17 protein-coding genes are annotated in these 19,989 nt (G+C 59.8%); 7 read left to right on the forward strand and 10 right to left on the reverse strand.

Features of this window, described 5'->3' with window-relative positions; genetic code table 11:
- The first annotated feature begins 180 nt into the window (after positions 1 to 180).
- Positions 181 to 1,641, forward strand: coding sequence for a D-alanyl-D-alanine carboxypeptidase/D-alanyl-D-alanine endopeptidase (gene dacB, locus HU722_RS21675; RefSeq protein WP_065873876.1), 1,461 nt, complete (start codon positions 181 to 183; stop codon positions 1,639 to 1,641).
- Between the two features lie 50 nt (positions 1,642 to 1,691).
- Here the strand turns inward: dacB and HU722_RS21680 are convergent, their stop codons facing one another.
- Both HU722_RS21680 and rlmKL read right to left on the reverse strand, forming a co-directional pair.
- Positions 1,692 to 4,094: a sensor domain-containing diguanylate cyclase gene (locus tag HU722_RS21680; RefSeq protein ID WP_065873877.1), complete on the reverse strand. Its 2,403-nt coding sequence runs from the start codon at positions 4,092 to 4,094 to the stop codon at positions 1,692 to 1,694.
- A 140-nt stretch (positions 4,095 to 4,234) separates the two neighbouring features.
- The gene (gene rlmKL, locus HU722_RS21685; protein ID WP_065873878.1) at positions 4,235 to 6,499 is read right to left on the reverse strand and encodes a bifunctional 23S rRNA (guanine(2069)-N(7))-methyltransferase RlmK/23S rRNA (guanine(2445)-N(2))-methyltransferase RlmL; all 2,265 of its coding nucleotides are present in this window, start codon (positions 6,497 to 6,499) and stop codon (positions 4,235 to 4,237) included.
- A 543-nt stretch (positions 6,500 to 7,042) separates the two neighbouring features.
- Here rlmKL and rmf point away from each other — a divergent pair.
- Entirely contained in the window at positions 7,043 to 7,258 is a 216-nt protein-coding gene (gene rmf, locus HU722_RS21690; protein WP_002553055.1) for a ribosome modulation factor, read from the forward strand.
- Between the two features lie 341 nt (positions 7,259 to 7,599).
- Here rmf and HU722_RS21695 read toward each other — a convergent pair whose 3' ends face one another.
- The 5 genes from HU722_RS21695 to sctC all read right to left on the reverse strand — a co-directional run bounded on the left by HU722_RS21695 (position 7,600) and on the right by sctC (position 11,387).
- Entirely contained in the window at positions 7,600 to 8,619 is a 1,020-nt protein-coding gene (locus tag HU722_RS21695) for a quinone-dependent dihydroorotate dehydrogenase (protein ID WP_021491531.1), read from the reverse strand.
- A gap of 86 nt (positions 8,620 to 8,705) precedes the next feature.
- On the reverse strand, positions 8,706 to 9,167 hold the full coding sequence (locus tag HU722_RS21700; protein WP_083228092.1) for a transglycosylase SLT domain-containing protein: 462 nt from the start codon (positions 9,165 to 9,167) through the stop codon (positions 8,706 to 8,708).
- Positions 9,160 to 9,564, reverse strand: a complete 405-nt coding sequence (locus HU722_RS21705; protein ID WP_083207180.1) for a winged helix-turn-helix domain-containing protein — start codon at positions 9,562 to 9,564, stop codon at positions 9,160 to 9,162. The genes HU722_RS21700 and HU722_RS21705 overlap by 8 nt, the downstream gene beginning before the upstream one ends.
- A gap of 155 nt (positions 9,565 to 9,719) precedes the next feature.
- Entirely contained in the window at positions 9,720 to 9,944 is a 225-nt protein-coding gene (locus tag HU722_RS21710) for a FliM/FliN family flagellar motor switch protein (protein ID WP_065873881.1), read from the reverse strand.
- Positions 9,945 to 9,959: 15 nt separating this feature from the next.
- Positions 9,960 to 11,387, reverse strand: a complete 1,428-nt coding sequence (sctC, locus tag HU722_RS21715) for a type III secretion system outer membrane ring subunit SctC (protein WP_065889816.1) — start codon at positions 11,385 to 11,387, stop codon at positions 9,960 to 9,962.
- Positions 11,388 to 11,660: 273 nt separating this feature from the next.
- On the opposite strand from sctC, the gene HU722_RS21720 reads away from it, so the two are divergent.
- The 5 genes from HU722_RS21720 (at position 11,661) to cobA (ending at position 17,338) form a co-directional block, all read left to right on the forward strand.
- The gene (locus HU722_RS21720; RefSeq protein ID WP_065889818.1) at positions 11,661 to 12,887 is read left to right on the forward strand and encodes a CmpA/NrtA family ABC transporter substrate-binding protein; all 1,227 of its coding nucleotides are present in this window, start codon (positions 11,661 to 11,663) and stop codon (positions 12,885 to 12,887) included.
- A 13-nt stretch (positions 12,888 to 12,900) separates the two neighbouring features.
- On the forward strand, positions 12,901 to 13,476 hold the full coding sequence (locus tag HU722_RS21725; protein WP_065873884.1) for an ANTAR domain-containing response regulator: 576 nt from the start codon (positions 12,901 to 12,903) through the stop codon (positions 13,474 to 13,476).
- A 210-nt stretch (positions 13,477 to 13,686) separates the two neighbouring features.
- Complete coding sequence (locus HU722_RS21730; RefSeq protein ID WP_065889820.1) at positions 13,687 to 14,898, forward strand: nitrate/nitrite transporter; 1,212 nt, start codon at positions 13,687 to 13,689, stop codon at positions 14,896 to 14,898.
- A complete protein-coding gene (locus tag HU722_RS21735) occupies positions 14,898 to 16,568 on the forward strand; it encodes a bifunctional protein-serine/threonine kinase/phosphatase (RefSeq protein ID WP_065889822.1) in 1,671 nt (556 codons plus the stop codon). The genes HU722_RS21730 and HU722_RS21735 overlap by 1 nt, the downstream gene beginning before the upstream one ends.
- A gap of 26 nt (positions 16,569 to 16,594) precedes the next feature.
- Complete coding sequence (gene cobA / locus HU722_RS21740; RefSeq protein WP_065881270.1) at positions 16,595 to 17,338, forward strand: uroporphyrinogen-III C-methyltransferase; 744 nt, start codon at positions 16,595 to 16,597, stop codon at positions 17,336 to 17,338.
- A gap of 60 nt (positions 17,339 to 17,398) precedes the next feature.
- On the opposite strand, the gene HU722_RS21745 is transcribed toward cobA, so the two are convergent.
- The 3 genes from HU722_RS21745 to HU722_RS21755 all read right to left on the reverse strand — a co-directional run bounded on the left by HU722_RS21745 (position 17,399) and on the right by HU722_RS21755 (position 19,989).
- A complete protein-coding gene (locus tag HU722_RS21745; RefSeq protein ID WP_065873888.1) occupies positions 17,399 to 18,379 on the reverse strand; it encodes an OmpA family protein in 981 nt (326 codons plus the stop codon).
- A 107-nt stretch (positions 18,380 to 18,486) separates the two neighbouring features.
- Complete coding sequence (gene sigX / locus HU722_RS21750; RefSeq protein ID WP_049712000.1) at positions 18,487 to 19,077, reverse strand: RNA polymerase sigma factor SigX; 591 nt, start codon at positions 19,075 to 19,077, stop codon at positions 18,487 to 18,489.
- Between the two features lie 87 nt (positions 19,078 to 19,164).
- A complete protein-coding gene (locus HU722_RS21755; protein WP_003175519.1) occupies positions 19,165 to 19,989 on the reverse strand; it encodes a mechanosensitive ion channel family protein in 825 nt (274 codons plus the stop codon).

The raw sequence follows: 19,989 nt of genomic DNA on the forward strand, positions 1-19,989 counted from the left end.
CCCGACTCTCTGGGACAGGCGGCACAATGCCGGCAAAAAAAACGCTGAATACCCGCTATCGTTCAGCTACAAGTGAGCCTACCTTGGGGCATAATGCCGACACTTTCATGACCATTGAGGGATTTTTCTTATTTACCCCTCGCCTTTTTCACCCTCCTCAGCAGTAGGGTTTTACTTCTTATGATCAAATCTTTGCGTTCAGTGTTTTTCGCCGGTCTTATTCTGCCACTGGCCTTTTCGGCCACCGCTGCCCCCGTCAACAACACCCTGCCGCCGAATGTTCAGCAGGCCCTTTCAAAAGCCAAACTGCAAAACAATGCGTTGTCCCTGGTAATGATCCCTTTGAACGGCCCGGGCACGCCTACCGTATTCAATGCCGACGTCTCGGTGAACCCAGCGTCCACCATGAAACTGGTCACCACTTACGCGGCCTTGGAAATGCTCGGCCCCAACCACCAGTGGAAAACCGAGTTCTACACCGACGGCACCCTCAGCGGTGGTGTGTTGCACGGCAACCTGTACCTCAAGGGCGGCGGCGACCCCAAGCTGAACATGGAAAAACTCTGGCTGCTGATGCGCGACCTGCGCGCCAACGGCGTGCAGCAAGTCACCGGTGACTTGGTGCTGGACCGTGGCTTCTTTATCCAACCGCAATTGCCCGAGTTCAATGACGATGGCAATGACGAGAACAAGCCGTTCCTGGTCAAACCAGACGCGCTGCTGGTCAACCTGAAGGCGCTGCGTTTTGTGACTCGCAATGATTCCGGCCGGGTACTGGTGTCGGTCGAGCCGCCGATTGCCAGCATCCGCATCGACAACCAGGTCAAGGTCTCCAACGCCAAGCAATGCACCGGCGATGTGCGCTACAACCCAGTCACCGCCGCCGATGGCAGCGTGACAGTAACGGTCAGCGGCCAATTGGCCGAAGGCTGCAGTTCGCAGACCTATCTGTCGCTGCTGGACCACGCCACCTACACCGCCGGCGCCGTACGGGCGATCTGGAAGGAATTGGGCGGCACTATCCAGGGCCGGGATATCCAGGCGCCCGTGCCCAAGGATGCCAAAGTGCTGGCCCGGGCGTTCTCGCCGGACCTGGCGGAAATCATTCGCGACATCAACAAATACAGTAACAACACCATGGCCCAGCAGTTGTTCCTGAGCCTGGGTGCACAGTTTCGCAACGATGCCGATGGCGACGATGCCAAGGCGGCGCAACGCGTAGTGCGCCAGTGGCTGGCGAAGAAAGGCATCACCGCGCCGCACTTGGTGATGGAGAACGGCTCCGGCCTTTCCCGTGCTGAACGCGTCAGCGCCCGCGAGATGGCAGCCATGCTGCAAGCGGCGTGGAAAAGCCCTTACGCGGCGGAATACATCAGCTCGATGCCAATTGCCGGCACCGACGGCACCATGCGCAAGCGCCTGAAGACCACTGCCATGCGCGGCGAAGCCCACGTCAAGACCGGCACCTTGAACACCGTGCGCGCCATCGCCGGGTTCAGCCGCGACAACAACGGCAATACCTGGGCGGTGGTGGCGATTCTCAACGATCCGAAGCCATGGGGCGCTTCGTCGGTGCTGGACCAGGTGTTGCTGGACCTGTATCGCCAACCTAAATTGGCAGCGGCTGCACCTGTCCTCTAAATAGCAACAGCTCCCACATTGATAGTGTTTTGCCTAGAAGACCCTGTTAATCAAGCCCGAAGCCGTTCCGCCTCGACGCGGTCGCGGCCCGCCTGCTTGGCCACGTACACCGCTGAGTCGGCGCGCAGCAGCAACCCGTCGACACCTTCATCCACCCGCCAGCTGGCCACGCCAAAGCTGGCGGTGACAGTGCCGACCGGCTCCATCGGTGCGCTGCGCAGTGACTTCCACAACTCTATGGCCAGGCTGTAGGCCTGCTCGCCATCGGTATGGGGGCACAGCACCATGAATTCCTCGCCTCCCAGGCGACAGAACACATCAGTGCGGCGCAGGCGCTGGCTGATGCGTTTGCACAACTCCTGCAATACCCCATCGCCGACGGCATGCCCATGCCTGTCGTTGATGCGCTTGAAGTGATCGATATCCAGCATGATCACCGACAGTGCCCCCGAGGTGCGGTTGAGCTTCACCATCTCGGCCCTCAGGCGATCCTGAAAATAGCGGCGGTTATGAATCCCGGTCAGGGAGTCAGTGATGGAAAGCGCGCGTAGCTCCTCTTCCACCCGCTTCAAGTCGGAAATATCCGACACATAGCCATGCCACAGCGTGCCGCCTCCCGGTAACTCTTCCGGGGTGGCCTCCCCACGAATCCAGCGCAGGCCGCGTTGTGGCAACTGCACCCGGTACTCTTCGCGCCAATGGCTCAACTGCAACGCGGACAAGCGGATCGATGCGCGCACCCGTTCCACATCCTGCGGATGGATACGCTCAAAGACCCTCTTCGCGTCTTGCTGCAATACGCCGGGCTCGATTTCATAGATGTCGCGCATGCCATCACTGGCGTAGATGAATTTCCAGTTGTTCTGGGGCTCCAGGGTGAACTGGAAGATGCCGCCGGGGACATGGGCGCTGAGTTTCTTGAGCAGGCGGTCCCGCGCCGCCAATGCCTCGTAGGCACGCTTTTGCTCGGTAATGTCCAGGTAAATCGCCAGGTGGCCGATCCACAAACCATGGTCGTCCAGCAGCACGGTGGCCAGCATGTTTACGGTCAACTGGCTGCCGTCTTCGCGGACCAAGGTCCATTCGCGGGCTTCGTGCAGGTTGTCCGGGCTTTCCACCAACATCGCCTGGCTCGCGGGAATACGCTTGCCCAAGGCCACACTCAAAGTGGCGGAACGCGCCTCCAGTTCCACCGCCAGGTGCAGGCTTTCCAGGGTGTGTGTGCCCACCACTTGCTCGGCCTCGAACCCCAGCATCTGCTCCGCACCGGCGTTGAAGGTGTTGATGACGCCGCGCAGGTCGGTGGCAATGATTGCGACCTGCGTGGCCGCATTGAGCACGCTGCGCAACTGACCATGAGCCGCGCGTAACTCCTGCTCGCGCATACGCAGTTGCACGGTACGTTGCTCCACCAGTTTCAACGCGCGTTGGCGTTGGCTCACCAGTACATAGAGCAAGGCACTGAGCAACAGGCTGAGCAGGCCCCCCATGGTCAGAATCGCGGACAACGAAGAATGGTTGGCCTGTTCGAATACCTGGCTCGGACGCAGGTTCAGGGCGTAGACGTGATCGCCCAGCGTCAGGCGGCGCGTGCCGACAAGGTCGTTTTTGCTGGCCCCGAACGTGCCGGACTCGAAAAGCACGCGCATGTGCAGGTCGGAGGTGTCGACTATCTGCATCATCAGGTTATCCCGGTCAGGCTTGGGCAAACCGTCGGCCACCAGCTGGCGAATGCTGATCACCGCCATCACATAGCCGTAGGGTTCGTTCTGGGATTGTCCGGAGAGGGGCAAGTGGCTCACCGGCGCGACCAGTAACACTCCAGTGGCATAGGCCGGTTCTACGCCCACCCATTGCATGGGCTGGGACACCGCCAGCTTGCCGGTCTTTTGCGCACGCTCAAGGGCTGAACGCCGCAGGGGCTGGGCCAGCAGATCAAAGCCGAGTGGTGCACCCATCGGGTTTTGGGTCTGGCTGTACAACATTGGCACGTATTCATCGCGCTCGGTCGCAGGGGCCAGCTCACCCGCCGAATTCAACTCACGGATAACAAAGGGCACGCCTCCCCGCTCGGACACGTTTTGCTCAAACTGGCTGCGTTGTTCGCGATACACCCGGGGCGCCCAGGAGTATGCGAGGGTGCGCAACAACAAGGGCTGGGCAAAACCGTCGAATTCTTCGTGGGACACATCATCGGAATTGACAAAGAAACGCCGCAGGCTGTTCAGCCGCTGCTCCTGGTCTTCGAAACGTTCCTGCAGGCGGGTATAGCGTTCATTAACCAGCAATTGAAAGCGCTGGCGCAGTTGCTGCTGATAGAGGTCGGAGGCTGCCCAGGCAACAATGGCCGTCAAGGCAAATCCCGCCAGTAAAACCACCAATGCCACCAGCCAAGCCGACGCCTGCTCATTGATAAAGCCTAGGATTTTCGGGCGAACAGCTTGCAGCGACATAGGCAACACTCACAGCGCCAGCGTGCGGGGGTGTCACTTTGGCTGGACCTTAAGTTATAGCCATCGACCTTGAGTTTGACCAGCGTAAAAAAGCCGCAAGCCCGGAATAATCCAGGCTTGCGGCTTTTTAGTGGCGGCGATCAGCGAGCAGTGATTTTCCACGCCCGGTGGATCTTCGCATTACGTGCGAAATCCGGGTCGATGGTCTTGTCACTGATCTCCTCGACCGCATAGCGTTCGCTGAGGTTGTCCTCCAACGCAAACTTGCGGAAGTTGTTCGAGAAGTACAGCACGCCGCCCGGTGCCAGGCGTGCCATGGCCAAGTCGAGCAATTGCACGTGGTCACGCTGTACGTCGAAGATGCCTTCCATGCGCTTGGAGTTGGAGAAGGTCGGCGGGTCGATGAAGATCATGTCGAACTCATCGCGGCTGGCTTCCAGCCACGCCATCACATCACCCTGCTCCAGGCGGTTCTTGTCGGAGAAACCGTTGAGCGAGAAGTTGCGACGCGCCCAGTCCAGGTAGGTCTTGGACAGGTCGACACTGGTGGTGCTGCGCGCACCGCCCTTGGCCGCGTGCACACTGGCGGTAGCGGTGTAGCAATACAAATTGAGGAAGCGCTTGCCGGCGGCTTCTTTCTGGATGCGCATGCGCATCGGACGGTGGTCGAGAAACAGGCCGGTGTCCAGGTAATCGGTGAGGTTGACCAGCAACTTCACGCCGCCTTCACTGACTTCGGTGAACTTGCCTTGGGCGCTCTGACGCTCGTACTGCTTGGTGCCGCTCTGACGCTCGCGGCGCTTGACCACCACGCGGCTCTTGTCGATGTTCAGGGCCTGGGGAATCGCAGCCAGGGCATCGAACATGCGCGCGGAGGCTTTTTCCGGGTCGATGGACTTCGGTGCGACATATTCCTGCACGTGGACCCAATCGTGATACAGGTCGATGGCCATGGAGTATTCCGGCATGTCGGCGTCGTACACCCGGTAGCAATCCACGCCTTCGCGCTTGGCCCACTTGCCCAGCAGCTTGAGGTTCTTCTGCAGGCGGTTGGCGAACATCTGCCCGCCTTCACTCAGGCGCGGCTGCTCAACCACAGGCGCCGGAGCGGGTTTGATCGGGTTGCCGTTCTTGTTGTACTGACGCTCTTGCGGCTCAGCCGGGGCTTGATCGTAAGCGGCTTGCTCACGTTCGGCCTGGCGCTGTTCCGGGGTGCGACGCTCACCGGTGACGAACTGGTCGGGGTTGACCTTGATCAGCAACAATTTGCACGGCAGGGCGCCGTTCCAGAACGAGTACTGCTTGTGGCTACGGATACCCATGCGCTTGCCCAGGTCCGGCGCGCCAGTGAATACCGCCGCTTCCCAGCCCATGCACGCTTGGCGCAGACGCTCGCCAAGGTTCTGGTAGAGGTACAACAGGCTGGCTTCGTCACCCAAACGCTCGCCGTACGGCGGGTTGCAGATGACCAGGCCTTTCTGGTTCTGGTCCGGGCGCGGCTCGAAGGTGCCGACTTCGCCCTGGTACACCTTGATCCAGTGGCTGAGGCCGGCACGCTCGATGTTATTGCGCGCGGGCTGAATCAGACGTGGGTCGGCTTCGTAGCCGCGAATCCACAGCGGCGGCTTGTTCATGCCGACGGCGGCACGTTCGGTGGCCTCGGTGTGCAGTTTTTTCCACAATGCCGGGACGTGACCCAGCCAGGTGGTGAAACCCCACAGTTCGCGATTCAGGTTGGGCGCCATGTCGGCAGCGATCATCGCGCCCTCCACCAGGAAGGTACCCACGCCGCACATTGGGTCGCTCAGCGCGCCGCCTTCAGCCGCAATGCGCGGCCAGCCGGCACGGATCAGGATCGCGGCCGCCAGGTTTTCTTTCAGCGGTGCCGCGCCCTGCTGCAGACGGTAGCCACGCTGGTGCAAGCTGTGGCCGGAAAGGTCGAGGGACAGGATCGCTTCGCCGCGGTCTAGGCGCAGGTGGATGCGCAGGTCCGGGTTGATCTTGTCGATGGACGGGCGTTCGCCGGTGGGGGTGCGCAGCTTGTCGACAATCGCATCCTTGACCTTCAGTGCGCCGAAGTGAGTGTTGTCGATGCCCGAACCATGGCCGCTGAATTCAACAGCAAGTGTGCCATCGGAGACCATATGGTCGGCCCACTCGATATCCAGCACGCCGTGGTAGAGGTCTTCGGCGTCCTTCATCGGGAAGCGCTTGAGTACCAGCAGCACGCGGTTGGCCAGGCGCGACCAGAGGCACAGGCGGTAGGCGGTTTCCATGTCGGCCATGCCGCGCACGGCCGAGGTGTGCTCGCGGGCTTCCTCAAGGCCAAGCCCGACGGCTTCCTCGATCAGCAGGCCTTCGAGGCCCTTGGGGCAGGTGAGGAAGAGTTCAAAACGGTCCGACATGGGGCATTCCAGGCTTTTCAGCAATAAATGAACGGGCGACGCATCGCCGGCTCGGTTTTCAATCAAGCACTTTTCTTGAAGAGTGCTCGCGTGGCACGAATGTGCCGTCCCACCCCGTCTGCCGGGCCCTTGGGCCCTCATCGACGAGGCAGAGAGAACTGTTTAACAACAAAACGCGTAACAAAAAGAAATATTCCGCCCTTTCGTCGAATAATAACCGACCGCAACGGACGGGCATTCTCACTAAAGGATTAAACCCATCCTCTTTGCAGGGCACATCATAGCTGGGTTTGCCGGATAAATGGGGCGAAAAGCCAGCCCAGCTTATGGCTATAGCATCGTTATCGTTACGTGCTTATGACAAAACGATCATTGAATCCATGTGACCTATTGGTTAGAACTCAACACAGGTTGGCGCCGTAACGACGCCGACACATAGGCTCGCCACGCCGGCAGCGAGCCCACCAACGGCAGAAAAACTCTGCCCGGCCCCAGACGAGGCCGAAGGATATCAAGACAGTCAACAAGTGAGGGAAACACCCTATGAGAAGACTTAAGCGTGATCCGTTGGAAAGAGCATTTTTACGCGGATATCAATATGGCGTTCATGGCAAATCCCGTGAGCTTTGCCCATTTACTCTACCGTCGGTACGCCAAGCCTGGATTAACGGCTGGCGAGAAGGACGCGGCGACAACTGGGACGGTATGACTGGCACTGCGGGAATCCACAGACTCAACGAACTTCACGCCGTCGGCTAATCAAGGGCAATTAATTCCGACATCACACCTTTGAATGTGTAACGACTTAACCACGCACGTCCTATCCGGGCGGCGGGCTTCGGCCCAGGGGGCTCCTTCAAGGAGCCCTTTTTATTGGCTGGCGCATAAGGGCCTGAGTCGCCTGTACCTTTATGGCGACGATTCGTAAGGCTGAAAAATCTTTTTGTAGTGAGCGGGCTTGCCCCGCGCTGGGCTGCGAAGCTGCCCCAACAAAGACACCTCCGAGTTTCAGGATAAACCCAGGTCGCCTGGTTTGGGGCCGCTTCGCAGCCCAGCGCGGGGCAAGCCCGCTCACTACAAGGTTGTGTAGATACCTTTAGCTATCGCAGTGCAGCGATTGCATCCACCGACTGGCGGATCAGCGCCGGGCCTTTATAGATGAAGCCGGAGTAGAGCTGCACCAGGCTGGCACCCGCGGCGATCTTCTCGGCTGCGTGCTTGCCTTCGGTGATGCCACCGGCGGCGATAATCGGCAAACGCCCCGCCAATTCGGCAGCCAGCACCTTGACGATATGCGTGCTCTGCTCGCGCACCGGGGCACCCGACAGGCCACCCGCTTCATCGCCATGGGCCAGGCCTTCGACGCCTACGCGGCTGAGGGTGGTGTTGGTCGCGATCACCGCGTCCATGCCTGAGTCCACCAGGGCCTGGGCGACCAGCACGGTTTCCTCGTCGCTCATGTCCGGGGCAATCTTGATCGCCAACGGCACGCGCTTGCCATGGCGCACAGCCAGGTCTTCCTGGCGCTGACGCAAGGCTTCGAGCAGTTGCTTGAGGGAGTCGCCGAACTGCAGGCTACGCAGGCCCGGGGTGTTGGGCGAGCTGACGTTGACCGTGACGTAGCTGGCGTGGGCGTAGACCTTGTCCAGGCAGATCAGGTAGTCATCCACGGCACGTTCAACCGGGGTATCGAAGTTCTTGCCGATATTGATGCCCAGGATGCCTTTGTACTTCGCCGCTTGAACCCGCGACAGCAGATGATCAACCCCCAGGTTGTTAAAGCCCATGCGGTTGATGATCGCCTCGGCTTCCGGCAGGCGGAAGATACGCGGCTTGGGGTTACCCGGTTGCGGCCTTGGGGTCACGGTGCCGATTTCGACAAAACCGAAACCCAACTGAGCAAAACCATCAATGGCCGCACCGTTTTTATCCAGGCCAGCCGCCAGCCCGACCGGATTGGGGAAATCAAGCCCCATCACCGATACCGGCATTTTTGCCGGCGCCTTGCATACCAGGCCATTGAGCCCCAGGCGACCACCGGCACCGATCAGGTCCAGGGACAGATCGTGTGAAGTTTCCGGGGAGAGTTTGAACAACAGCTGGCGGGCCAGGGTATACATGGGCGGGCTAGACTCGGATGGCGGCGAAAGGTGGCGGCGATTATAGCCGGGGAGGCAGGGAGCGCGCGAGGCGCGAACCTCAATCGTCAGTAGCGATGCGCGACCAACTGCTCGTAATACGCCCAGATTTTCTGCGCATACCGCATGCGCAACGCCTCACGCTCGGGCCCGGAGCCCGTCCCAACGTTGTAGGAACCTACCGCTGTCCAGTTGTAGCCAAAGCGCTGGATGAACTCGGCGAGAATCGAAGCGCCCACCTCAACCGACAGACAGGGCTCGTTGATCAGACGCTCCTCGGTAATACCCTGCTCGAGCAGGCGAGGCAAATGGATGCTGTTGATCTGCATCAGGCCGATGTCCCGAGTGCCATTACGGTTGGCAAGATTCATCGCTTGTGCCCGATTACCTGACTCCACGACGGCGATCGCTTGCAGCAACTCGGGTTCGATATCGTAGTGCCTGGCGGCCTCCTCCCAGCAATAGGCCAAGGCTTGATGACTGGTCATCATCAGGCTCAACACCAAGCCTTTGCTCCAGAACCTAGCCACGGTTTATCGAACCAGGGCTGACTTGGCCGCAGGCCGAGCACACATGTCTCATGCAGCCCGGCGCATGCTCCTCGGCGGTGACCGGGCAAGTAAAGCGGTACCCTTGACCGTAGATCGTCTTGATAAACCCCTTGTCGACGCCAAGGTACTTGCGCAGTGAGTAAATGCAGCGCGTCAACGACTCCTCGGCCACCTCCCCCTGCGGCCAGGCCAGCTCCAGCAAGCGATCCTTGGTCATCAACGCGCCACCGGATGCCAGTAGCAGTCGCAACACCTGCCATTCCTTGGGCGGTAACTGAACATCCGAACCCTCGCCGGTCAGGCGACCGTCGTGATGCAGGGTCCAGCGCGAAAAAACCAGGGAAGTCGTCGTCCCTGCATCATCCATGACGGCCATCATTACCTCGGCATCCGACTACTGACATTGAAGTCCTCATTTGCATCACTGGCTCATGTACCTAGGTCACGACTATAAAAACCTGCCTCCCGACTCACGCTAGGAAAAAGCCCATTCATCCAGCGGTTTTCGATACTGCTCTGTAAGACCTTTCCCTATCCGCCGCCTCCAGGCAGCCACGCCTGATACACCTCATGCAACTCAACCCCTAGCCTGTCCTCCAACTGCACCAGTTCGCCCAAGGCGAGTAATTGCCCATTCACCCGAACTTCCACGCAGTGGGTTATCTGCTGCGTCAATGGCAATATCTTTCCGGGCGCGAAGGCTGCCAGGCGCCTGCGGCTGATCAGCTGTTCCTGTAGAAGAATTTCCAGATGCATGGGTTACCACCTTGTTTACGGTGAAACATCGCGCCCCGGCCGCACAAAAGCACGTTGAACGCGCTCATATTGCGCGGCGGTCAAGGGTGGTGGCCCTACGCCCTCGTCCGGCCCCTTCAACGCGCCGCCCACCGCTCTGGCCTGGATCACAAATAGGCGCACTAGTGCCGGGCGACCAGCCCCCCGTCCTTCTGACTCCCTTTGAAACGCGCCCAGCCATAGGCGTCTGCCTTGGGGCACACGCACCACACTGTTGACGCCCACTCGTCCCACCGCTGTGTTTTTTTCACGCCGTCCCGGCTCGGTCATCTGGCGACCCTCGTCGACCTCAACGCGCATCTCGATCTGGTTGGCCTCGGCAAAACGCGGCAAGACACTGACTTGGGTGCCGTAACGCACTGGTGTCCAGCCGGTTTTGTCGTTTTCGGGAGGTGGCAGATAGAACGTGTGGTTGTCCTGAAAAACCGCCGGCACGTTCTCCTGGGTGAGAATCACCGGCAGTGTTGTTACCTTCGCGCGCCGACGACGCTCCAATGCGCTGATCTGCACCATCAGGTGGCTATCGTCCAACGGCGCTAACACGCGCGATGTCGAAGCCTTGCTTTGCGTATCCCAATCCAAGCCCAGCGTCTTCAGTTCGTCGCGCTCCACATCCACCCACCACAGCGAGACCTCGATCGCGCGCTTGGGTACGTCGAGTTCCGCTACCAGTTTCTGGATGAAACTCACCTGTGCTGGCTTACCCTTGATAAGCAGGCTGTTGCTATCCGGGTAGGCAATAACGCCAAGGCTCTTGTCGGACAGCAACCCCTTGTGCTCGCTGGCCAGCAGGGTCTCGATCATCGACGCCATCCCCGGGACGGTGACCGGGCTGTCGCTTGTGCCGTACTGATGGTTCGCCACATCGGTGTTGAGCACTTGCACGACGCCAAAGGCCTGTGCCCCCACCCGTAACTCAGCCCTTTGACGGTCCATCAACTGGGCCAGGCGCAGCACCTGGTCGACATAATTCGGTGGGCCGGACACATAGAATGTTCGGCCGGTACTTTCACGCAACGGATAGCGCGACTCATCCAGGCCCGAGCGGCGCATGAGGCTACGCAGCCTGTCGACGGAAATATGCCGCAAGGTCACCGCAGAGCTTTTAGCCTCGCCCGCGTCATAGACATACAGCGCTTGCCCGTCGCTGTACCAGATCAATCCTTGTTGCAACGCAAGCGTCTCCAGGGCCTGTTGCGGTGCATCGAAATCCAGCGCTGCGCTGAGGCGTTTGCGTGCCACCTCACGGCTGACAACGATGGGCAAGCCCAATGGCTCCGACAGTGCGGTAAACACGGTATGCAGGCTTTCATCCTGCGCCTGGTAAAGCCCGGCCCAGGCAACCGCACTTTCGGACACCAGCACGGCAAGCAGCGCAGTAAAAAACAGCCAGCGGCGGGGCATCGTTGCAAGGAAGTCGGCGTACACCGTGGGGTTTCCTGGGCGGTCTGGCATTAAGAATGCGGCCATACTGAAAGGCCGCCCGATTTCAATCTTGATGGAAAGTTGACGGCTGCCCGGGCCTCACCCCCGTGGCATGTGCCTTGCTATGCACTCTGTATCAGAGCACGCGCCAACGGCGGAGCGAGCTTACGGACAAAGGCGTCGTTACCCGCACTGGCTTACATCGCCATCTGAGGGAACGACGCTTTTTTTTGAAAGAAAAGGTAGGTATTGATGAACGATTCTGTTGGCAACAGCCCGATGAACGACCCACTGGCGTGGGTCAACGGCAGTGATGCCCCGGAAAAGAGCAGCATCGACCTGGGCTTCATGGCTTTGAGCGACTGCGCATCAATAGTGGTAGCGGCCACCCAGGGCTTCGCTCAACCCTATGGCCTGACCCTGAACCTCAAGCGCCAATCGTCCTGGGCCAACCTGCGCGACAAACTGGTCAGCGGCGAACTGGACGCCGCCCACAGCCTGTACGGGCTGATTTATGCCGTGCACCTGGGCATCGGCGGCGTAGCGTCCACCGACATGGCGGTACTGATGGGGCTTAACCAGAACGGCCAGAGCATCAACCTGTCCCACGGGTTGCAGCAACAAGGGGTGATCACTCCTGAGGCACTGGAACGCCATGTGCACCAAAGCCGAACAAAACTGACCTTTGCTCAGACCTTTCCCACAGGCACCCACGCCATGTGGTTGTATTACTGGCTGGCGAGCCAAGGCATTCATCCCTTGCGGGATGTGGACAGCGTGGTGGTCCCGCCACCGCAAATGGTTGCGCACCTGCACGCCGGACGCATCGATGGTTTTTGCGTCGGCGAACCCTGGTGCGCCAGTGCGGTCAAGCAAAACCAAGGGTTTACCCTGGCAACAACCCAGGCGATCTGGCCGGATCATCCAGAAAAGGTGCTCGGCTGTACCCAGGCGTTTGTCGACCAGTACCCCAACACCGCGCGCGTACTGGTAATGGCGATCCTGGAGGCCAGTCGATTTATCGAAGAAAGCACCGAAAACCGCCGTTCCACCGCGCAACTGCTCAGTGGCCGCGAGTACCTCGACGCCCCACTCGACTGCATCGAACCGCGCCTGCTCGGCGCCTACAACGATGGCCTGGGCAACCGGTGGCAGGATCCCCACGCCTTGCGCTTTTTTGCTGATGGCGAGGTGAACCTGCCCTACCTCTCTGACGGCATGTGGTTCATGACCCAGTTTCGGCGCTGGGGCCTGCTGCGTGAAGACCCGGACTATCTCGGCGTTGCGCGCCAAGTGCAGCAGTTGCCGCTGTTTCGCCAGGCGGCCGACGCGCTGGGTATCACGGCGAAAGACCAGGACATGCGCAGCAGCCAACTGATCGACGGCAAAATCTGGGACGGTTCCGACCCCGCCGGCTATGCCCGCAGCTTCCGCCTGCATGCCCTGGCCAACACCACCCACCGCCAAGCCTTGCGCTGACAGGAGGACTTCCATGCTGCGAATCCTGTTGATCAACGACACACCGCGCAAAGTCGGCCGACTTAGGACGGCGCTGATCGAGGCCGGTTTTGAAGTCATCGACGAGTCCGGCTTGACCATCGACCTGCCCGCACGCGTCGAAACAGTGCGCCCGGACGTGATCCTGATCGATACCGAGTCACCGGGCCGTGATGTGATGGAGCAAGTGGTATTGGTCAGCCGCGACCAACCCCGGCCGATTGTGATGTTCACCGACGAACACGACCCAAGCGTGATGCGCCAGGCTATCAAATCCGGTGTCAGCGCTTATATCGTCGAAGGCATCCAGGCCGAGCGCCTGCAGCCGATCCTCGATGTGGCCATGGCGCGCTTCGAAAGCGACCAGGCCTTGCGCGCTCAGCTTCACGCTCGAGACCAGCAACTGGCCGAACGCAAGCGCATCGAGCTGGCCAAGGGCATGCTGATGAAAATGAAGGAATGCAATGAGGAAGAGGCCTACACCTTGATGCGCCGGCAGGCCATGAGTCGCCAGCAGAAACTGATCCAGGTGGCGGAGCAGATTATCGCCATGAGTGAGTTGCTCGGCTGATGTGGCGCAGCTCTTGCTAAGTAAACATCACAGGTAGCCAACGGCGGTTGCCCCTCCACGACAAAGACGTCGCACACCCGGTTTGCCCTCGCGAACCCGGTGGCGGCGTTTTTTCGTTTTGGCCCCCGCTAAAGGGGCCGGTGGGGCGGCCTTAACCGGCTGTTCCATCACCAGGCCTTCTTACAAGACTCCCAACCGTTGAGGTGCGTGATGAAATCAAGCTTCTGGAAATCCGGGCACACCCCGACCCTGTTTGCCGCGTTCCTGTATTTCGACCTGAGCTTCATGGTCTGGTACCTGCTGGGCCCACTGGCGATACAAATTGCCGCCGACTTGCACTTGACCACTCAACAGCGCGGCCTGATGGTCGCAACGCCCATCCTCGCCGGTGCGATTTTGCGCTTTCTGATGGGGATGCTGGCTGACAAGCTGTCGCCGAAGACCGCGGGGCTGATTGGCCAGGTGATTGTGATCTGCGCCCTGTTCGTCGCCTGGAAGCTGGGAATCCACAGTTACGAGCAAGCCTTGCTGTTGGGCGTGTTCCTCGGCATGGCCGGCGCATCGTTTGCCGTCGCACTGCCACTGGCCTCCCAATGGTACCCGGCAGAACACCAGGGCAAGGCCATGGGCATCGCCGGCGCGGGCAACTCCGGCACTGTATTCGCCGCATTGTTGGCGCCTGTGCTGGCGGCCGCTTTTGGCTGGAACAACGTCTTCGGCTTTGCCGTGATTCCACTGGTGTTGACCCTGATTGTCTTTGCCTGGCTGGCGCGCAACGCCCCTGAACGCCCGAAAGCCAAATCCATGGCTGACTACTTCAAGGCCCTGGGCGACCGTGACAGCTGGTGGTTCATGTTTTTCTACAGCGTGACCTTTGGCGGGTTTATCGGCCTGGCCAGCGCCCTGCCCGGCTACTTCAACGACCAGTACGGCCTGAGCCCGGTGACCGCCGGTTACTACACCGCCGCCTGCGTGTTCGGCGGCAGCCTGATGCGCCCCCTGGGTGGCGCCTTGGCGGACCGTTTCGGCGGGATTCGTACCCTGTTGGGCATGTACAGCGTGTCGGCGATTTGTATCGCAGCGGTGGGTTTCAACCTACCGAGTTCCTACGCGGCACTGGCACTTTTCGTCTGCACGATGCTCGGCCTGGGTGCCGGGAATGGCGCGGTGTTCCAACTGGTGCCACAGCGTTTCCGTCGCGAGATCGGCGTGATGACCGGCCTGATCGGCATGGCCGGCGGTATCGGCGGTTTTGCTCTGGCGGCGGGCATGGGCGCGATCAAACAAAGCACCGGCAGCTATCAACTGGCCCTGTGGCTGTTCGCCAGCCTGGGCGTGTTGGCCTGGTTCGGCTTGCATGGCGTGAAGCGTCGCTGGAGGACCACCTGGGGCTCGGCTGCCGTGACGGCTGCGCGGGTCTGATGAGCCTGCAACTGAGCGTCGCCCAAGCCAGTGCCATCGGCCCACGGGCGGAAAACCAGGACGCGCTGCGGGTGGTGACTCCTGTGGCCGAACTGGCGGCGAGCAAAGGTTACTTGTGCGCCATCGCCGACGGCGTAAGCCAGTGCGCCGACGGTGGTCTGGCCGCGCGCACGACCCTGCAGGCGCTGGCGTTGGATTACTACGCCACGCCGCAAACCTGGGGCGTGGCCCAGGCCCTGGAACGTTTGCTGCTGGCACAGAATCGCTGGCTGCAGGCGAATGGCGGTGGTCAGCCCTTGCTGACCACCCTCAGCGCCCTGGTGTTTCGCGGCCAGCGCTTTACCCTGGCGCACGTCGGCGATTGCCGGGCCTATCGTTGGCTGGATGGCGAATTGCAGCGCATCAGCGAGGATCACGTGTGGGAACAACCGGGCATGCAACATGTGCTCAAGCGCGCGCTCGGCCTGGATCAACACCTGGTGTTGGATTTTCTCGACGGCCAACTGCGCGAAGGCGAATGTTTCCTGCTGCTCAGTGATGGCGTATGGGCGACGTTGGGTGATCAGAGCATCCGCGCGATTTTACGCGAGCAAACGGACCTGGATCTGGCGGTCAACACGCTGGTGAGCGCCGCACACCTGGCCGGCAGCCAAGACAATGCCAGCGCACTGCTGGTGCGCATCGACAGCCTAGGTGCAGCCACGCTCGGCGACGCCTTGGTGCAGTTGCAGCAATGGCCCCTGCCACCACCGCTGAAAGCCGGGCAACACTTCGAAGGCTGGCACGTGGAGACCGTTCTGGCGCAAAGCCGACAGTCGTTGTTGTACCGGGTAAGGGACGCCCAGCAGCAACCCTGGCTGCTGAAAACCCTGCCGTTGAGCCGTGACGATGATCGCGACGCCGGCCAGGCATTGCTGTCGGAGGAATGGTTTTTAAGGCGGGTTGCAGGGCGGGCATTTCCTGAAGTGCATGTCGCCAGCGGGCGCCAGCATCTGTACTACGTGATGCGTGAATATTCCGGTGAAACCCTGGCTGAACTGTTCCAGCGCCAAGGTCCATTGCCCCTGGCGCAATGGCAGTCTATGGCCGAACGCTTGCTGCGGGCGGTGGGGATGCTGCATCGGCGGCAGATCCTGCACCGTGATATCAAGCCGGAAAACCTCCTGCTGGGGGACGACGGCGAACTGCGGGTGCTGGATTTCGGCCTGGCGTACTGCCCAGGCCTGTCGGAAGACCATCCCCATGCACTGCCGGGCACGCCAAGCTTCATAGCACCGGAGGCATTCAATGGCGACCGTCCTACGGCCCAACAGGATTTATACAGTGTCGGCGTCGCCCTTTATTACCTGCTGACCGGGCATTACCCCTACGGTGAAATCGAAGCCTTCCAACGGCCAAGGTTTACCCACCCTGTCAGCGCCAGCCGCTATCGCCCCGACCTGCCGGATTGGTTGCCCCTGAGCCTGGAAAGGGCCGTGGCTGCCCATCCGACAAACCGCTATGAAACCGCCGAAGAGTGGTTGCGGGTGCTGGAACAGGCTGACCGGCAGGAACTGAGCATCCGCCCCAGGCCGTTGCTGGAGCGTGAACCCTTGAAGGTCTGGCGCGCGCTGGGGTTGATCTCAATGCTGATCAACCTGGTGCTGTTGTACTCACTCTTTCACAGCTGACGTCATCCCTGGACGAGGAAAAACCTATGAACGCAAAAGTCTGGCTGGTAGGCGCAGGTCCCGGTGACCCGGAGCTGTTGACCCTCAAGGCCGTTCGGGCCATGCGCGAAGCCGATGTGGTACTGATCGATGATCTGGTCAACCCGGCGGTGCTGGAACACTGTGCTCAAGCGCGGGTGATTACCGTGGGCAAACGCGGTGGCTGTCGCTCGACTCCACAGGATTTTATCCACCGCCTGATGCTGCGTTATGCGCGCCAAGGCAAATGCGTGGTGCGGCTCAAGGGTGGCGACCCGTGCATTTTCGGCCGCGGTGGTGAAGAAGCAGTGTGGTTGCGTGAGCGAGGCGTCGAGGTGGAATTGGTCAACGGGATTACTGCCGGCTTGGCCGGCGCTACGAATTGCGCGGTTCCGTTGACGTTACGCGGGGTAAGCCGTGGCGTGACCCTGGTCACGGCGCACACTCAGGACGACAGCAGCCTGAATTGGCGTGCGCTGGCAGAGGGCGGGACAACCTTGGTGGTGTATATGGGCGTGGCGAAACTGGAGGAAATTCGCCAGCAATTGCTGGATGGCGGGATGACGCCGGATATGCCGGTGGCGATGATTGAAAATGCATCGTTGCCGCAGCAAAGGGAATGCCGCAGCGATCTGTCCCATATGCATGAGGATGCCCGTGCGTTTGCCCTGAAGAGCCCGGCAATCCTGGTGATCGGCCGCGTTGCCGCCACCGAACAGGCTGTTTGCCTGGCAGAGGCAGCCCGCGCCTGAGGCAAATCCCAGGCGAAAAAAAGCCCGGCCTAAGCCGGGCTTTTTTCTACAACTCAGTAATTACTGAGCGGTAGCTTCAACCGACGCTTCTACGCGACGGTTAACAGCGCGACCAGCTTCAGTTGCGTTGTCAGCAACTGGGCGGGATTCGCCGTAACCTACTGCAGTTACACGGCTTGGAGCAACGCCGTCTTTAACCAGGACTTGCTTAACAGCGTCAGCACGACGCTGGGACAGCTTCTGGTTGTAAGCGTCTGGACCTACGGAGTCAGTGTGACCAGCAACTTCTACGTTGGTAGCTGGGTACTGAGCCATGAAGTCGGCCAGGTTTTTAACGTCGCCGTAGCTGTTAGGCTTAACAACAGCCTTGTCGAAGTCGAACTTAACGTCCAGCTCAACACGAACAACCTGAGCAACTGGAGCTTCTGGCTCTGGAGTTGGCTCTGGAGCTGGTGCTGGGGTAGGAGCTGGAGCTGCTGCGCCAGCGTTACCGCCGAAGTTCACGCCCAGGCCGACCAGTGCGGAGTAGTCCCACTTGCCGTTGTCCAGACCGTAGTCAGCTTCAACACCGGCACGAGCGTACAGGTTGTTGGTGAAGTAGTACTTCACGCCAGTACCAACGGTAGCGAAAGTGGTCTGGTCGCGACCGCTGTGGCCGTCAGCTTGAACGTTGGTACGGCTCTGGTGGCCGAAACCGCCTTCTACGTACGGACGCAGGCTGTCTACGCCAGCTTGACCGAAGTGATACTGGGCAACCAGGCTGCCGGTATCGCCTTTGATCTTCTGGTTACCAGTACCGTCGTTCGAACGGGTGTGGTTGGTCTTGTCGTAGGACAGGTTCAAGGACAGGTCGTCGGTCAGGAAGTAACCGATGCGAGCGCCAGGATTGAAGCCGTCTTCGATGTGCTTGACGCTATCGTTGTACTGCTTCTTGTAGAACAGCTCGCCTTCAACTGCGCCTTGGCCTTGTGCCAGAACGCCGAAAGAAGTAGCGGCAATAAGAGAACCAATGGCCAAGCCCAAGGTGTTTTTCAGTTTCATCCGTTAAATCCCCATCTGGTGATTGTAAAGCAGTCCCACAAACCGGGGGACAACTCGGCGACAAGTCTAACAGAACTTGCCTACACGTAAGAGATATTTGCCACGCACTAAGTTTCAGTCTCGCCCGCAAATTTCTCACGTAATTTATCAAGAGCACGTTTGTAACGCATTTTTGTAGCACTCAAACCCATGTGCATGATGTCAGCGATTTCCTGAAATTCCAGCTCTGCGACAAATCGTAGCACCAGAATTTCGCGGTCAATCGGGTTCACATACACCAACCAGCGATCAAGTCCGCCCTTATCCTCGGGTGCCGGCGCCTTTTCTTCAGACGCCTCCTCAAGGGGGTCAAGACTCAAGGCGTCCATCAAGCGACGCTTTCGCCGTTCCTTCCGATACTGCGTGATGCACTCGTTGTACGTGATGCTGTACAGCCACGTCTTGAACTTCGATTTGCCCTCGAAGTTCTTCAGGCCGTAAAGCACCTTGAGCATCACTTCCTGACAGACATCATCCGCATCTCTATCGTTCCCTAAATACCTTGAACAAACGTTGAACAGAGTGCGTTGATATCTGCGCATCAATTCTTCATACGCACGAGTTACGTGAAACAGCTCCGTGTGCGAGCGCGCGACCAACTCCTCATCAGAGAGCTCACGGGGGTCATAGCGCGTGGACAGCGTTTGGGCTTTATTCAAAACAAGTCGTGCCGACAGTCAGGTCAATGTCCGCCACAGCCCGGTCAGCCGGGTTCGCGGCGGCGTACATTAGCAGGGTTTTCCGGATTAGCGGCTACTGACCTGCTGCTCGAGGAGAATCCGATTGGACAACGACACCAGGTCGCCGTCATCGGTGAGCACGGTCGTCTTGACTGTGCCGATCTCTTCGATTTGCCCTTCGACCTCGCCCACACGCACCTGTTGCCCTACCTGATACAGCTCACGCACATAGATTCCCGCAAGAATCTGACCGGCAATTTCCCGGCTTCCCAAGCCCATGGCCAGCGCAACGGCCAGACCAACGGTAATCAAAACGATCACAATCACGTGGTTGAGCAGGTCAGTCTTGACCTCCAACTGGCTGATCGCGACCGAAATACTGATGATGATCACCAGTCCCTGAGCAATTCGCCCAAGACCGGCGGCATAGTCCAGCCCCACTCCTTCAGCGGCGCCGCGCACCAGCCCATTGGCCAATTGCGCCAGCAAAACGCCTACCAGCAGTACCAGCGCGCCGCCGAAAACCTTCGGCAAATACAGCGCCAGCATGTCGAGCGTAGCTGAAACTCGCTCAAGTCCAAGGGATTGAGCCGCAGAAACCAGAAAAATCAGCAAAACAAACCAATAAACGATCTTGCCGATCAATGTGGAGATCGGCACCTGCAGCCCTGCGCGGCCCAGCAGCTTAGTCAGGCCAGTGCCTGCCATCAAGCGGTCGAGGCCCAATTTTGCAAGCAGCTTGGACAGCAGGGTGTCGAGCAACTTGGCCACGACAAAGCCCAGCAGTACCAGTACCAGTGCACCAAACAGGTTGGGAATGAAATTCGCCACCTTGGTCCACAATGCAGTCATCGCAGTGACCAGGCTCTGGGTCCAGAGATCAAGTTCCAT

Origin of the sequence: Pseudomonas tritici, from assembly GCF_014268275.3 — a bacterium.
Classification (GTDB): Bacteria; Pseudomonadota; Gammaproteobacteria; order Pseudomonadales; family Pseudomonadaceae; genus Aquipseudomonas; species Aquipseudomonas tritici.